Origin of the sequence: Devosia sp., from assembly GCF_017744655.1 — a bacterium.
GTDB lineage: Bacteria > Pseudomonadota > Alphaproteobacteria > Rhizobiales > Devosiaceae > Devosia.
In genome coordinates this window covers 99,509-114,661 of the sequence record NZ_JAGIAW010000010.1, presented here as the reverse complement: position 1 = coordinate 114,661, position 15,153 = coordinate 99,509, and the positions used below count along the sequence as shown (strand labels likewise).

The following is a 15,153-nucleotide window of genomic DNA, read 5'->3' as shown; positions in this document are numbered from 1 at the left end:
TCTTAGAACTCGGACCAGTCCTGGGAGATGGCCGCATTGCCCTGGCTACGATAGACCGGTGCGGGTTTCCGCGCTGCTGCCCGACGTTCCGGCGCAGCACTGCGTGCGCCGCTATCAGCCAGCCTGAATACGTCAACCACGCGATCAAGTTCGGTCGCCTGTGCCTCGGTCTGCTCAATGGAAGCGTTGATCTCTTCGACCAGCGCCGCGTTGTGCTGGGTCATCTCGTCCATCTGCCGCACGGCGGTGGTCACTTCCTCGATGGCCGACGCCTGTTCGCGACTGCCGCGGGCAATGCCGCCAAGCAGTTCGTTGTTTTCGCGCACCGCCTCCAGCATAGTCAGCAGCCGGTTAGCCGCATTGGCGACGAGCCGCGAACCCACCGAAACCTCGCCACTACTCTGCTCGATCAACTGCTTCACGTCGGACGAAGCCTGCGCCGCCGATTGCGCGAGGCGCCGCACTTCGACGGCCACTACGGCAAAGCCCTTGCCTGCCTCGCCGGCCCGCGCCGCTTCCACCGAGGCGTTGAGGGCCAGCAAATTGGTCTGGAAGGCGATGTCGTCGATCATGCCGATGATGTTGGAGATCTTGGCCGAAGACTGGGTGATCCGCTCCATGGCGCCATTGGCCTCTTCCATCAGGCTGCCGCCCTCTTCGGCCGAGCGCGAAACCTCATCGGCTTTGTGCGAAGCGACTTCCGCCTGCCCGGCATTGTCGATCACCGTGCGCGCCAACTGCTCCATGGCCGCCGAGGTCTCCTCGATCGTCGCCGCCTGCTTGGTGGTGCGATCGCTGAGATCATTGGCCCCAGAGAGAATTTCCGCCGTTGCCGTGCGGAGTGCACGCGATGTGCCACGTAACTGCCCAACGACGTCGGAGAGGCGATCGGCCACAGCATTGGTGTCGGACTTCAGCTTGGCAAAGGCGCCGCGATAATCGCCGTGGATGCGCTGGGTAAGATCGGTATCGGCGAGCGCCGCCAGCACCTGTCCGGTCTCATCGAGACCACCCTCTACGGTGCCGACCAGCTTGTTGATGCCCGCCGCCAGCGAATTGAGTTCCTCATCGGGGAATTCCGTCTCCACCCGGCGCGAGAAATCGCCGTCGATCGCGGCATCCACCACATTGCCGAAGGCCGATTGCAGCTCGGTCATCATCTGCGCCCGCGCATCGCGATCCCGAATGATCCGAGCCGCTTCCGCCTCAGTCATCTGCGCAACCTTGATGCCATTGTCGCGGAATACCTCCACCGAGCGCGACAGTGTGCCGATTTCGTCCTGCCGCGTCATGAAGGGCACGGTCAGGTCGTAATTGCCATCGGCCATGGTTTCGACCGTGGTACCAAGTTGCTTGAGCGGCCGGCCCACGAGCCACAACATCAGCACGAAGACGATGCCGACGGCCGCCGCAACGCAGATCGCCGAAAGCGCGATAATGGTCCAGCGCGCTTCCGAAACGGCGGCACCAAGGGTCGCCTGCGGCACCATGGAAACAATGCTCCAGCGGTCCTGCGTGCCACCGGCATCAAAGCTGATCGCCATATAGCGCCATGGGGCGCCATCAGGCCCAGCTGCTTCCGCCTCGACATAGCCCTCGCTCTTGCTCGCCGCTGCCGAAACCTGCGCCAGCTCTGCGTCCGCCGCCAGCGTCGTGCCGACAAGGCTCGTATCGGGATGGGCAATGACAATGCCTGTCGCCGAAATCAGCGCCACATTGCCGGTTTCGAACGGCCGCAGCGCTGCCAGCTCATCGTTGATGGCGCCCAGCGACAGGTCGATGCCAGCCGTGCCGACATAGGCGCCGTCTACCTTGATCGGCAGGCCGAACGAGGTGATCAGCACTTCCTTGCCGCTGATCACATAGGGGTAGGGCTCGATGGCCACGGCCCGGTCGAGGTTCTTGGGCAGAAGCGCATAGTCGCCGACGCCGGGCGTGTCATAGTCGAGCAGCATTTCCTGCACGATGGGCCCGCCGCCACGCTGCCAATAGGGCACATAGCGTCCGGTTGCGTCCCATGGTGCCACGCCGGCAAATTCGGCGTCCTTGCCATCGAGCGCATTGGGCGCCCATGCTGCCCAGGTCGCGAGCAATTGCGGATTCTCGGCCAGGACCGTCTCAAGCACCTTGTCATAGCTGGCGCGGTCGACGACCCCTGCCGTTCGCATCGCTGCCGTGGCGCTGCCGATATCGGCCGCCGCTTGCTTGGCAAGCGCGAGATCGCGGGAAACCTTTTCGGCGAGCGACCGCGTCGTTTCCGCCTGCAGTTCCGTTGTCTGTTGCTCCACCGAGCTTCCGATACGCTGCACCAGGAAAGTCATCCCGACGCAAAAGACCAAGGCAATGACAAGACCCGCGAACAGGGAAACCCTGACCGGTAGAGAATTAAGACGCACTTCTTCCTCCCAGACGCCGGCTGCAATCCTTCTGGACGCCAGCGTTCGGGCTCCAATATCGGGGATTCTCAGTCTATTTCTGGTTAACTTTAACAAGCTGCGAATTTGGGGTCAGATCCCGGGACAGGCGGATACGGTTTTGCCTGCACGGGCCCGACTTTGTTGTTTCATTGCCCGTCACGCCGTTCCCGGGGCACCCCCTTTCTCGCCTCGATCGCCCCGACCGGCTATGCTGGAACGACACGCCTTTGCCCCAACCTCCCCGGGGCGTCAGCCACAGAAGAATTCATGTCAAAACTTACTTTGATCAGCTTCCCCACCTGCCCCTATGTGCAGCGCGCCGTCATTGCGCTCAAGGAAAAGGGCGTGCCCTTCGAGGTCATCTATATCGACCTCGCCAACAAGCCCGACTGGTTTCTGGCCATCTCGCCGCTGGGCAAGGTGCCGGTGTTAAAGGTCGAGCGTGATGGCCACGAGCCGGCGATCGTCTTCGAAAGCGCCGTCATCCTCGAATATCTCGAAGATACGATCACGGAAAAGCGACTCCATCCAATCGATACGCTCGAACGCGCGCAGCACCGCTCCTGGATCGAGTTCGGCTCGCAGGTCTTGGGCGATCTCTGGCGCCTCAGCGCCGCCAAGGATCAGGGCGAGCTTGACAACGCCAGCCAGTCCCTCGCGACAAAGCTTCGCCGCCTCGAAGACACCATCGTCGGCCCCTTCTTCGCCGGAACACAATTCAGTCTGGTTGACGCTGTTTTCGCCCCGGCCTTTCGCCAATTAGATGCGCTCGAAACCGTTGTTGCGATGGGCCTCACTGCCGATTTGCCGAAGCTTTCCGCCTGGCGGAAAAACCTCGCGGCACGTCCGAGCGTCAAGGAGGCGGCACCCGCCGACTTCGTCGATCTCTATCTGACCCGCTTGCGCAACAACGACGCGCATGTTCTGAAGGCCGCAGCATAGGCTCGGCTGAAAGACGGATTGAATGACGCAATATTGGCTGCTGCTCGACATCGGCAACACCCACACGGTGGCGGGCCTGTTCAGCGACGCTGGCCAGGTCGTCGCGGAAGTGCGCTTCCGCACCGATCCCCTGGCCACTGCCGACGAATATCGCGTGCATCTCAATCAGCTCTTTGCCGAGCATCTTGAAGACAGCATCTGGGAAGTTGCGAACCGCGCGATCCTCTCGACCGTTGTGCCAGTTCTTGAAAAGACCGTGCGGGGTGCCTGCGCTAGCGGCAGGCGCCCCATTGAAGTGATTGCGATCTCCTCAAAACTCAAGCGCGATTTCGAGCTCGATCTGCCTTTCCCCGACCAGCTCGGCGCCGACCGTCTCGCCAATGTTGCCGGCGCCCTGGCCATTGCCGAGCCGCCATTCCTCCTTGTCGATGCCGGCACGGCCACCACCTTCTGCCTCATCGACGCGCGCCCGGCCTATATCGGCGGCGCCATTGTGCCGGGGCTCGACACCAGTTGGCGGGCCCTCCAAAGCCGGGCGGCAAAGCTCTTCTCGGTGGAACTGGTGCGGCCGCAAAGCGCCGTCGGCAATACCACCGAAACACAGATCCAGAGCGGCGTGCTGCAGGGCTATGAGGCCCTGATCGAAGGCCTCGCCGATCGCCTCCTCCGCGATTCCGGCCTCGAAGGCGCCAAGCTCATTGCCACTGGCGGCTGTACGCAGCTCATCACCCTCTCGCCTCGCTTCGATATCCAGCCCGACCTGACGCTCCTGGGCCTCTTCCGCTATGGGCTGCTCAATGGCTAGCAATATCCTCATCGGCATCACCGGCAGCATCGCCGCCTACAAGATGGCCGATGTCGTCTCGCAATTGATCAAGCAGGGCCATCGCGTCCGCTGCATCCTCACAGAAAGCGCCACCCAGTTCGTCACCCCGCTGGTGCTCGAAACCCTCAGTGGTAACCCGGTGCGCTCGGCCATTTTTGGCGCCGACATTTCGGGCACCGAACATATCGACCTCGCCCGCTGGGCCGACCTTTTCGTCGTCGCGCCGGCCAGCGCCAATACGCTCGCCAGGCTCGCCTTGGGCCTTGCAGACGATCTTCTCACTACCGTGGCGCTCGCAACCGAAGCGCCGCTCCTCATTGCCCCGGCCATGAACACGGTGATGTGGAACAAGCCCGTCACCCAGACCCATCTGCGCAGCCTTGCCGATGCCGGCGCGCGCTTCGTCGACCCCGCCTCCGGTATTCTGGCCTGTGGCGAAGTGGGTGTTGGCAAATTGGCCAGCGTCGACAGCATCGTGCAGGCGATCAACACACAACTCAACGAATCCACCAAAGAGGACCTGGCGGGCGTCCACGTCCTCATCACTTCCGGCCCGACCACCACGCCGATCGATGCGGTGCGCTACATCACCAATCACTCGACCGGCCGCATGGGCGCCGCCATGGCCGAAGCCGCGCTCCGTCGCGGCGCCCGCGTCAGCATGGTGCTGGGTGTCGACAAGGGCGTCATTCGTCCGGTGGCGTCGGCCGATGCCGCATCGCGCCTTACCGTTGTAGAAGTCCGCACCGCCGAAGAAATGGCCGCCGCCGCCCTCAAAATTCTGCCCGAAGCCAATGGTGTCATCGCCACCGCCGCCGTCATGGATTATCGCGTGGCCGAGCCCTCGGCCAAAAAGCTCAAGCGCGCCAATTCAGCCACGACGCTCGATCTCGTGCCTTCCGTTGATGTGCTCGGCTCGCTCCGTGATGCGGCGAGCGGCCAGTGGTTCCTCGGCTTTGCCGCCGAAACCGACGATGTCGTCGAAAACGGCCAGCTCAAGCTCGATCGCAAGGGCCTCGATTTCCTTTTCGCCAATCCCGTGGCCCGGATCGGCGAAGCCAGCGCGACCGGCTTTCAGGTCGGCACCAATGGCGGCACGCTCCTCGCCCGCGACCATGCCCCGCGTGACTTCGCGGTCATGAGCAAATCCGCCTTGGCCGACGCCATCTGGGATGTCCTTACCGAAACCAGATTGGCGTCAAGCCAGCGCCGATAGTTTTCCGTCCGGCAACTGACGCAATCGGGCGCTATCTTGGCTCGGCGGCGTGCCGAACTGGCGGCGATATTCACGGCTGAACTGAGTGGGGCTGTCATAGCCGACGCTATAGCCGACGCCGGTCACGTCATGGCGCCCCGATGCCAGCTTCAAACGGGCTTCCTGCAGGCGGATCTGTTTTTGGAACTGGATCGGGCTCATGGCGGTAACGGCCTGAAAATGGCGGTAAAAGGCCGAGGCGCTCATGCCCGAGATTTCGGCGACATCCTCCACGCGGAATGGCCGTGCATAATGCTCGCGGATCCAGCTCACCGCTCTCGCAATATGGCTGAGATTGCTGTCCGCAAGGCCAAGATGGCGCACCGCCGCGCCCTGTTCGCCCACGATTAGCCACCACAGAATTTCCTGCTTGATGAGCGGTGCGAGCACCGGCAGGTCACGTGGAGAATCGAGCAAGCGCAATAGCCGAACGACCGCCTCGAGCAGTTGCTGCGGTGCATCGCTGACAGCCATCGCCGAAGGGGCTGCGCCGCGACCGTCCCGCGCCATCGAAGCGCCGGAACGCAACAGCAGGTCGGCAATGCTGGGTGGATGCAATATCAGGCCAAAACCCAGCGCCGGTTCCGCGCTGCTGGCCCCGACGAATTGGCCCGATACGGGCATGTCGAGCGAAGAAACAAGAAACTGACCTGCGCCATACTCATAAACGCGGTCCCCCAAAGCCAGGCGTTTCACCCCCTGGGCGATCAGCGCCATGACCGACCCGGACATGGAATGTTCCGGCGCCGATATATCGTGTCTCGCGACCATAACGCCATCGATAGGGGTAGTCCCATCTTCTCGCGCATGGCGCTCGATCAGGTCACGCAGTTCGTCGATCAGCATCGCCTGACCTCGGTTTTCTCAATGTCAGAGCAATAGCCCCGCCATTCATCCAGTGCAACAATTCTCTCTTTGGTGGTAGGATTGTGCAAGTTTTGAAGAGTCCTCGACTAACGCTGCGACCCGGTCTGGTGGTTGATTGGGATCACCGGCAGCCAGTGCTGCTGCAACCCCAAAGGACCTTCCAATGACCATCAATCACGGTTTTCACGCCACCATCCCCGCTCAGCCCGGCAAGGGCGACGCTCTTGTCGCTCTGCTGCTCGAAGCACCGGCCCTCCACCACGACGATTGCCTGGTCTTTCTCGTCGCCCGGTCGGCAAGCAATCCCGATCTGGTCTTTGTGACCGAAGGCTGGACCAGCCGTGAGGCACATGGCCGCTTTTTCGAAAGCGACATCGCCCGGACCTATACCGCCCGCTTCGCCCCACTCGTTGGCGGTGAATCGACCTATGTCGATGCCGTGCCGGTCGGTGGCAAGGCCCTCCTCGGCTAACGCCCTCGGGCCCAAAGAAACCCAGACATCGCCGCGCCTTTTTCGCGCTCAACCACGCAAGGAAAAACCATGTCTCTCCCACGTCCCGCTCTCGATCCCGACCTCGCTGCCCGGCTCGCCGGCATGCCGCTGGGCGTTACCCTCGATGCCGAAATCCTCTTGCAGATGCGGCAATATAGGACCCCGGTCGAAACCTATCTCGAAGGCCGCTCGCTCGATCATCTTGAGGTCGAGGTCGAAACCGCAGATGGTTTTGCCATGCCCCTGTCCATCTTCCGCCAGGCCGGCGCCAATGCCGATGCCGCGCCTTGCATCTATTGGGTGCATGGCGGCGGCATGGTGATGGGCGATCGTTTCGCCAATCTCGATATTCCGCTCGAATGGCTTGAGCGCTTCGGCGCCGTCGTTGTCACGGTCGATTATCGTCTGGCCCCAGAGGTCTCCGGCAGCACCCTGGTCGAGGATTGCTATCAGGGTCTGGCCTGGGTCGCGGCCCACGCTGCGGACCTCGGGATCGATCCAGCCCGCATCATCGTGGCCGGGGCCAGCGCTGGCGGCGGGCTCGCTGCAGGCATGGTCCTCATGGCCCGCGATCTCGGCGGCCCCGCGATCTCAGCGCAAATCCTCATCTGTCCGATGCTGGACCACCGGAACGACACCATATCCAGCCGCCAATATGCCGGCGATCCCGGCGTCTGGACGCAGGAAAAGAATGCCTTCGGCTGGAAATCGGTCCTCGGCGGTACCGGCGAAACCGAAGTGTCGCCCTATGTTTCCGCAGCCCGCGCAGCCGATCTTTCGGGCCTCCCGACCGCCTATATCGACGCGGGCACGGCGGAAGTCTTTCGCGACGAAAATGCCGATTATGCGAGCCGCATCTGGGCGGCGGGCGGCCAGGCCGAACTGCATATCTGGGCCGGCGGCTTCCATGGCTTCGACGCCATGTTCCCTGACGCACCTCTTTCCACCACCGCCCGCCAGGCCCGCACGGCATGGCTCGGCCGCTTCCTCAACGCCGCTGCCTGATCGGCAGCATCCCACTCACCGCACACAAAGGAACATCATCATGAACACCATTCTCATCACCGGCACGTCCTCGGGCTATGGCCTCGAAACGGCCCGCCACTTTCATCGTCAGGGCTGGAAGGTCATTGCCGCCATGCGCCGGCCGCAGCCCGAACTCTTGCCGGCAGACGACCGCATCCGCGTCCTGCCCATCGATGTCACCGACAGCGACAGCATCGCGGCCGGCCTCCATGCCGCCGGGCCGATCGACGTTCTGGTCAATAATGCCGGCATCGGCATGGTCGGCGCCTTCGAGGCCTCGCCGCTGAACCATGTCCGAAAACTCTTCGAAACCAATACAATTGGCACTATGGCCATGGTGCAGGCAGCTCTCGCCGGCATGCGCGAAAATGGTGGCGGGACGATCATCAACGTCACGTCCAGTGTCACTCTGGCGCCGTCCCCCTTTGCCGCCGCCTATACGGCGACCAAAATGGCTATCGAGGGCTTTTCGGGCTCATTGGCGGAGGAACTGCGCGGCTTCAATATCCGGGTCAAACTGGTGGAGCCGGGTTATGCGCCGACCACCCGCTTTACCGCCAATACCGAACTGCCGATCGCGGACCTGATCCCGCCGGCCTATGCCGAAGTTGCAGGACCCATCTTTGCAGCCTTTGCCAAGCCGGCAATGACGACCAGCGAAAGCGACGTGGCCGAGGCAATCTGGCGCGCCGCGACGGATGGCACGGAACAGTTGCGCTACCCCGCCGGTCCCGATGCAGTAGCGCTATGGGAAGCGGGGCGATGACAACGGTCCAGATCGTTCGGGCCACCCTGCGCTGGCATGTCCGCAAGGGCCGGCGGATATTTGACCTCCTGGCGGCACGGTTGGCAGCCACGTCCCTTGCGCCGTCAAGCCCGCGGCGCTCCGGCGTCCGCTGGGGTTAGAAGCGACCCCATTGCAACAGCCGTGATCTGGAAGCGGCCATTCGGGTCGCTTCCAGATTTCGCATTTAGAGGCTGAGTTCGACCGAGCGGTTGGCCGCCCGGGCAAAGCCGGTCAGCGACACCTTGAGGTCTACCGGTTCTCCCCCACCAGCGCCGAGCGCGGTGATGACAAGTTCCGTGCCGGCGCGCAGCGTGCTGATCTGGCTGGCGTCCAAGGTGACGGGCACGAGACAGCCCGTGGCGATGCAGGTCACAAAGGCCCAATTGCCGCCCAGAGCCGTTCCGTCGACCTTGAGGGTCGCGCCATCGGCAAGGCGAAGCCCGAAGGGCAGCAACAACATGCCTTCGGCCTTGTCGACGGCGGGCGTCGCGAGCTCGATCGACAACACCGGCTGACCATTCTGGCTATTGGCCAAAGTCTGCGACATGACGCAGAGCTTTGCGGCCTGTTCCACCCGGCAGGAAACGGTCCAGTCGCCGTGCTCCTCATTGAGCGATTGCGCGCCGCCGGGCAGGCCGGCACTCGGTGCCGCCTCCTGAGCACTGACGGGCGCCAGCGCAAGGCCGAGCGCAAGGAGGGCGGGAAAGAGGGGATTACGCATTGACAGTCTTCTCGATAGGGAGGGGTTTTCTGGGGGCAGCGCGGTCTGGCGGTCCGGGCAAGCGAAACAGCGCGTCGCCGATATTCCGGTGGTCCGAGCCGAACTCTGCCTCGTCTGACGGCAGTAGAATGGCCGTGTCATCGATGCCGAGTTGGGCCAACTGGAAAGGCGTACCGTGGCCAAAGTCCATGTGACCGCGGCCAATAATGCCGACGATCTGGCCGGCAATGCCGGCGTCGAGCGCCTTGGCAATATTGCAGGCAAAGGCCCGGTCCCAGGTCTGTTGAGCACGCACGAAGCGGTCAAAACCGGGATCGGCGGCATGGGTGACGGGGCGATCTGACCGGCCGCCGCCGGTGATGTCGAAGAGATATTGGCGATGGGCGAGGCTGGCCGGCACGGCGGGCGTCAGGCCATCGCGTTCCTCTTCCGGAATGGCGTCCCAGCCCTCCTTGCCGACACGGGTGACCAGTGGCCGCTCGCAATTGAGCGCCAGCATGGGCAAACGAAATTGGCGGCAGAACTGGAAGAGCGGCATATAAAGCTCGGGATCGAACCGCCAGACGGTGTCCCATTCGGCCCTTTCCAGAAAATCGGCGGCGCTCAGTTCGCCGGCCACCCAGCGATCGAGCACGGACTGGCAGCGGCGCGGAAACATTTCAAAGCCGAGGGCAATATCGCTGCGCTGGGCCAAAAGCCCGGCACAGACATGCAATTGCCAGCGGTGGATGTCGAACCGGTCGTGGGTTTCCCCGAGGAGCACGACGCGGCGATGCGCCATGCGCGCAATCACCTCGCCGTGGCTTAGCGGCGTTCCGGTCGCGCCGTCGAGCCAGCGACCGGGTTCGTGCGGAATACCGGTCATGCCGGGACCGTTTCGTCGTGCAGTGTCAGGGACAGGCCGGTCGGAACGCCATCGGCGTCGAGCGCTCCGCCATCATTCCAGCTCGAAACAGTGTTGGCCAACAGGTGCAGATGGAAGTCGGAGCGCATGACATTGATGAAACCCATGGCCGGCTTGACGCTTTCGATGACGCCGGTCCAGTTCTGCTCAAAACCGGGACGCCTGAAGCCGATCGAAACCTTCGTGCCGGCCTCGAGCGCCGCTTGCAGCGGCAGCGCGCCAGCGTCTTCGAGACTGGCATCCTCGCGCTTGGCGCGCGGCTCCTTGGGTTCCTCGGGCAAAGCCTCGCCGGGGCCAAATTCGGCGAGCGCTGCATCGAAAGGCTCGATGCCGGCAAAACCGACGACGCTGAAGAGAACCTCTTCGCCGCGGCGGAAATCGATACGCGGATAGACCTTTTCCTGCATCACCGAGGTGCGGTCGATAATGACGGAGGTAATCAGGGTGGGGTCGATGCGGCTATCGTGGGCCGCCCCGCCGCAGACGAGCCAGCCATCCTCGATGCTGACCGTCTCGACGGTGCCGATGCGTTCATGCGTAGCCCCGTTCTGCTTGGCGGTGATCATCAGATCGCCCATGGCGGGAAGCTTGCGGATGACCGAAGCGGGTGGAACGGGCAGGATCTCGCGGCGATTGGTGGTCATGCTGGCACTATGTCTGGCAGTTGGGGGAGAGTGGATGGGGTGGAAACCACGGCCGGGCCGAGATGCACAACACGCACCTCGCCAAGTCCCTGCGGCTGGCGATGGGCGACAATGATGAAGGTGGCGTCCGGCAATTCGCGGCGCAGCAAGGCAAAGAGTTCTGCCTCCGCCGCTTGATCCAGCGCCGAGGCCGGCTCGTCGAGCAAAGCCCATTGCGGTCGCAGCAGGAGAAGGCGGGCGAGCGCCAACCTCTGCTGTTCGCCACCGGACAGGCCATGGCCGGTGCGCGTATCCGAGCGGCCGAATTCCACGCCCGCGATGTGGCTGAGGCCGACCTTTTCGAGCGTGGCATCCAGAGTTTCCGCGGAATAGTCGCCCACAGCGCGCGGATAGGCCAGGGCGTCGCGGACCGTGCCGATGGGGAAATAAGGGCGCTGCGGCAGGAAGGTCTTGCTCGCCTCGGGCGAGAATATGGTGCCTGCGCCATGCGGCCAGAGACCGGCTAGTGCCTTCATCAACGTCGTCTTGCCAAGGCCTGAGGCGCCGCGCAGCCAGACGGCCTCGCCCTGTTTGATATCCATCATCGGTACTTCGAGCAGAGGCCGCGCTTCAGGCGTGTTGACCCGGACATCGCGCAGCGACAGGACGGGGCCCGCAGCGGTCTCGTGCACGATACCGCGCCCGGTCGCGCCCGCAGCTTTGGCCGCTTCGAGGAAATTATCGAGGCGGGAAGAGGCCGCGACGAGTTCTGCAAGATCGCGATAGGAAAAGATGAACCAGGACAGGCTGGTGACGACGCTGGAAAAGGCGGTGCTGAGCTGCATCAGGCCGCCGAAGGCGACGTGGCCCGCAAGATAGCCGGGCAGGGCGACAAAGAGGGGGATGCGCAGCACCGAGTGATTGAAGGGATAGGTGAAGCAGCCGAGGATCAGCTCGCGATTCACCAATTTCTTCCAGTTAGTGACAATGGCATTAAAACGCATATCGAAGACGCCGCGCTCGGCCCGTTCGCCATTGCTCATTGCCACTTCATCAAAATTCGAACGCAGCCGCGCCAGCGCGAAACGGAAATTGGCCTCACGACGCTGCTGTTCGACCATAAGTCCCTTGAGCGGATGACCCAGTGCATGCGTCAGCAGGCTGGCCAGCGCCACATAGATGAAGGCGGCCCAGATCATATAGTTCGGGATCTCGATATTGATGCCGATGGGCGCAAGCGAGAGCGGAAAATTGGTGAGGCTCCAGAGGAGCGCGATATAGGAAAAAAGCCCGACAATGCGGCTGATCATATCGAGCACTTCGCCAAGGAGCGCGGTGATGAAAATCCGGCAATCATCGGCGATGCGCTGGTCGGGATTGTCGACGGCATAGCCCTTCGGGCCGCCGGATGCGTTGCCCCAATGCGCGAATGTGGCATTGGCTATGTGCCAGTAGGCCTTGTTGGCAAGCCAAATATCGAGCGCGCCCGAGGTCAGGCGACCGCGCCAGAGCATTTCCAAGCGCTTCCTCATCAATTGGCCAATGAGATGCCGGGCCGAATTGCCCGCGACGATCATCCCGAAAATCCCGACCTGCCGAACAGCCTCGGCGCCATCCATGGCTTCAAGCGCGCCATAAAAGGCGCCGGTCCAACTGACGATCAGAATAGTGGCATAGACCCCGCCCAGGTCGAGCGCGACGATGAGGGCAAAGAGCGCAATGCTCCATTTCCCGCCCGGTCCGGCAAGGCAAAGCTGCATGAGGCGCCAGAACTGGGCGAAAATTCGTGACATCGTCTGCTCCGAGAGAAGGTGGGACGCCCTTGGGCGTCCCTTTCGAGTGCCTTAGAAGCGCACCGTGGTGCCGACCTTGAACGTCCGTCCGGGACCAACCTGGCCTTCGAGCGGATTCTGGGCCGCGACATTGGCCGGAGCGGTCGTGGCGTAGCCTGTCAAGGTGTTCGGGAAGTAGCGGGTGTCGAAAATATTCTGGACACCAAAATTGACCTCCACATTTTCAGTCGGCTTCCAGGTGACGTAGCCGTCGAGAAGGGCATAGCCATCGGGCTTGAAGGCCGTGGCCGACGCGCGCTCGGTCGGGCCGGCCGCCAGCGTGGTCAGCAGTTCGAACTCGAGCCCGTGTTCCGGCATCTCGTAGCGTAGGCCGAGAACGGCGGTCAGCGGGACGGCGCCATCGAATGGCGTGGTCGCTGCACCGGAACTAACCTGCTGCGTGCCGCGCTGCCAGGTCAGGTTGGCCGAGGCGAAGATGTTCTCGTAGAACTCGTACTCTGCACCGACTTCGATGCCGTAGAGATCGACGGCTTCCACGTTGTCGGACCAGTACATCGACCAGTCGCCGGAGGGCAGGAGGACGGCACCCGGGGCGACCTGCAGGCCGCGGATGAAGTTGGAGTACTTCGAATAGAAGCCCGACACCGAGAACCAGCCCTGTTCGAACTCGCCGCGCAGGCCGACTTCATAGTTCTTGACCGATTCCGGCTTCAGGTTCGGATTGGGCACCAGATTGACAAGGCCAAAGTTGCCGATACCCGAGCTCGACTGGAACAGTTGCTGCGCGTTGGGCATCTTGAAGCCTTCGCCATAAGCGGCATAGACCGAGAAGGCATCGGTCAACTGGTACTGCAGCGACAGCTTCTTGATCAGCTCCGAGCTGCTGACCGCCTGGGGCGTGTAACCCGTGAGACCTGTATACGTGCCGTCGGGCGTGATGCGATAGTTGGCCCAGCGCAGACCCGGCGTGATGGTCAGGCGATCATCCAGCAATTTGATCTCGTCCTGAATGTAGAAGTCGGCGCGAACCGTCTGCGTTTTCGGGAACGAGAAGCCCTGATTGTAAGCGTAAGTCGTGCTGTTGGTCAGCGAGCTCCACGTCTCGTTGCGGCCCTCATAATTGGTCTGTGTGTAGTCGCCGTCAAACCCGTAGGTCAGGGTGTGGAACGTCGGACCTGCCGCAAAGGAGGAGACCAGTTGCAGGTCGGCTTCAAGGAAGTTCTCGCCATAGTCACGCAGCTGGTAAACGGTCTGCTTGCGGTTTGAGTAGGTGCGATAGGACGTGCTGTTCGTGATGCGCCGCTGCGGCGAGTAGCTGAGGTTCCACTTGACGCTGTCGAGCCACTCAGTCCCGACCTGCCAATCGTGCTCGATGGCCAGACGGTAGCGTTCCATGTCCAGCTCACGGGGGTAACCGGTGCTATTATACGCCGTAGTCGTCGGCGCACCCTGCGTGGAACTCGAATCCCAGATCTGCTGGATGACCGTATTGCGATCAAAATACTCGCCCGTCAGCGTGATCTTGTGATCGTCATTCGGCGTCACAACGACCTTGACCAGCGCGTTGTACGCATTGGTGTCAGCCGGGAAGAGCTCGTTGCAGCGGATATAGGCCGGACGCGTGCAACTGTTCCAGATACCACCATTGGGATCGCCCTTGGTGAGCTTGGCCTCCTGGGATGAAATATGCCCAAAGCTGCCGAGCACCTGCACGGCGCCAAAATCATAGGCACCGGTAACCTGCTTGCGCCAGGAATTGTCGTAGCTGTCAAAGGCCGTGCGCACTTCCAGCGCCCAGTTCTTGTCCTGGCCTTCGAGCAGGTCCGCGGGATCGCGGGTGCGCATGGCGACCGTGCCGCCGAGCGCATCGGCGCCCCACAGCACCGAGTTCGGGCCACGCACGAGTTCGACCGCCTGCAGGTTCCAGGTGTCGACAAAGTCGCGGCTGCCGTCTGTGATGCGTTCCTGGATGCGCGAGCCATCCACCATCATCAGCACGCGATTTCCACCCATGCCGCGGATGGAAAAGCTGTTGAGCTGGCCCCAGGGATTGGTGATCGAGGTTTGGCGATCGACGGACACACCCGGCTCATAACGCACGAGGTCCTGCATATCGCGCACGACACGATTTTCGAGATCGTTCTGGGTGACCACGGTGATGGTCTGCGGCACTTCGAGCAGGCGTTTGCTCTGGCGTGTCGCCGAAATGACCAGCCGCTCGAGGAGCGTAATCTGGGTGTTGGAAAGGTCTGCCGCGCTGGTCTGGGCCAGCGCACCGCCTGCAGTTGCCAGGCTAGAGACAAGTGCGGTGGCCAAAAGCAAGGCGTGCGCAGTTATAGCCGGGCGAGCACGCTTGTGCTCTGCCGGCCGAAATGATCGGCTCATCGGTGCCCCCGAGAATAAGGAAAAGGCGAGGCTGGCTGAGCTGGCGATGACTGGCGGCTGGCTACGCGAATGCAGCCCTATTTAATATGAATTATAGAGTCAACAAATATATGC

The 15,153-nt window shown here is 62.5% G+C and carries 13 protein-coding genes; 6 read left to right on the top strand and 7 right to left on the bottom strand.

What is annotated here, in order from left to right:
• Positions 1-2: 2 nt before the first annotated feature.
• Entirely contained in the window at positions 3-2,396 is a 2,394-nt protein-coding gene (locus J7557_RS18650) for a methyl-accepting chemotaxis protein (RefSeq protein WP_291421530.1), read from the bottom strand.
• 288 nt (positions 2,397-2,684) lie between these two features.
• Here J7557_RS18650 and J7557_RS18645 point away from each other — a divergent pair, with 288 nt between their 5' ends.
• Genes J7557_RS18645 through coaBC form a run of 3 tightly spaced genes read left to right on the top strand, consistent with a single transcriptional unit; the run spans position 2,685 to position 5,401 of the window.
• Positions 2,685-3,359 (top strand): glutathione S-transferase family protein, encoded by a 675-nt coding sequence (locus J7557_RS18645; RefSeq protein ID WP_291421529.1) that lies wholly within the window; start codon positions 2,685-2,687, stop codon positions 3,357-3,359.
• Between the two features lie 22 nt (positions 3,360-3,381).
• Positions 3,382-4,164: a type III pantothenate kinase gene (locus J7557_RS18640; protein ID WP_291421528.1), complete on the top strand. Its 783-nt coding sequence runs from the start codon at positions 3,382-3,384 to the stop codon at positions 4,162-4,164.
• Positions 4,157-5,401 (top strand): bifunctional phosphopantothenoylcysteine decarboxylase/phosphopantothenate--cysteine ligase CoaBC, encoded by a 1,245-nt coding sequence (coaBC, locus tag J7557_RS18635; protein ID WP_291421527.1) that lies wholly within the window; start codon positions 4,157-4,159, stop codon positions 5,399-5,401. Before J7557_RS18640 ends, coaBC begins: the two co-directional genes overlap by 8 nt.
• Here coaBC and J7557_RS18630 read toward each other — a convergent pair.
• Positions 5,384-6,286, bottom strand: coding sequence for an AraC family transcriptional regulator (locus tag J7557_RS18630; protein WP_291421526.1), 903 nt, complete (start codon positions 6,284-6,286; stop codon positions 5,384-5,386). The two genes, coaBC and J7557_RS18630, sit on opposite strands and share 18 nt — an antisense overlap.
• Before the next feature lie 184 nt (positions 6,287-6,470).
• On the opposite strand from J7557_RS18630, the gene J7557_RS18625 reads away from it, so the two are divergent.
• From J7557_RS18625 to J7557_RS18615, 3 genes are all read left to right on the top strand, one after another.
• Positions 6,471-6,779, top strand: coding sequence for a putative quinol monooxygenase (locus tag J7557_RS18625; RefSeq protein ID WP_291421525.1), 309 nt, complete (start codon positions 6,471-6,473; stop codon positions 6,777-6,779).
• A 69-nt stretch (positions 6,780-6,848) separates the two neighbouring features.
• A complete protein-coding gene (locus tag J7557_RS18620) occupies positions 6,849-7,805 on the top strand; it encodes an alpha/beta hydrolase (RefSeq protein ID WP_291421524.1) in 957 nt (318 codons plus the stop codon).
• Between the two features lie 40 nt (positions 7,806-7,845).
• Positions 7,846-8,592 carry an SDR family oxidoreductase gene (locus J7557_RS18615; protein ID WP_291421523.1) on the top strand — a complete coding sequence of 249 codons (747 nt, stop codon included), beginning with the start codon at positions 7,846-7,848 and terminating at the stop codon, positions 8,590-8,592.
• Between the two features lie 205 nt (positions 8,593-8,797).
• On the opposite strand, the gene J7557_RS18610 is transcribed toward J7557_RS18615, so the two are convergent.
• The 5 genes from J7557_RS18610 to J7557_RS18590 are packed head-to-tail and all read right to left on the bottom strand — an operon-like array spanning position 8,798 to position 14,970.
• Positions 8,798-9,334, bottom strand: a complete 537-nt coding sequence (locus J7557_RS18610) for an invasion associated locus B family protein (protein WP_291421522.1) — start codon at positions 9,332-9,334, stop codon at positions 8,798-8,800.
• Positions 9,327-10,199, bottom strand: a complete 873-nt coding sequence (locus J7557_RS18605) for a ChaN family lipoprotein (RefSeq protein ID WP_291421521.1) — start codon at positions 10,197-10,199, stop codon at positions 9,327-9,329. Before J7557_RS18605 ends, J7557_RS18610 begins: the two co-directional genes overlap by 8 nt.
• On the bottom strand, positions 10,196-10,882 hold the full coding sequence (locus tag J7557_RS18600; RefSeq protein WP_291421520.1) for a hypothetical protein: 687 nt from the start codon (positions 10,880-10,882) through the stop codon (positions 10,196-10,198). The genes J7557_RS18605 and J7557_RS18600 overlap by 4 nt, the downstream gene beginning before the upstream one ends.
• Positions 10,879-12,654, bottom strand: coding sequence for an ABC transporter ATP-binding protein/permease (locus J7557_RS18595; RefSeq protein ID WP_291421519.1), 1,776 nt, complete (start codon positions 12,652-12,654; stop codon positions 10,879-10,881). The genes J7557_RS18600 and J7557_RS18595 overlap by 4 nt, the downstream gene beginning before the upstream one ends.
• A 51-nt stretch (positions 12,655-12,705) precedes the next feature.
• Positions 12,706-14,970, bottom strand: coding sequence for a TonB-dependent hemoglobin/transferrin/lactoferrin family receptor (locus tag J7557_RS18590; RefSeq protein ID WP_291421518.1), 2,265 nt, complete (start codon positions 14,968-14,970; stop codon positions 12,706-12,708).
• Positions 14,971-15,153 lie beyond the last annotated feature (183 nt).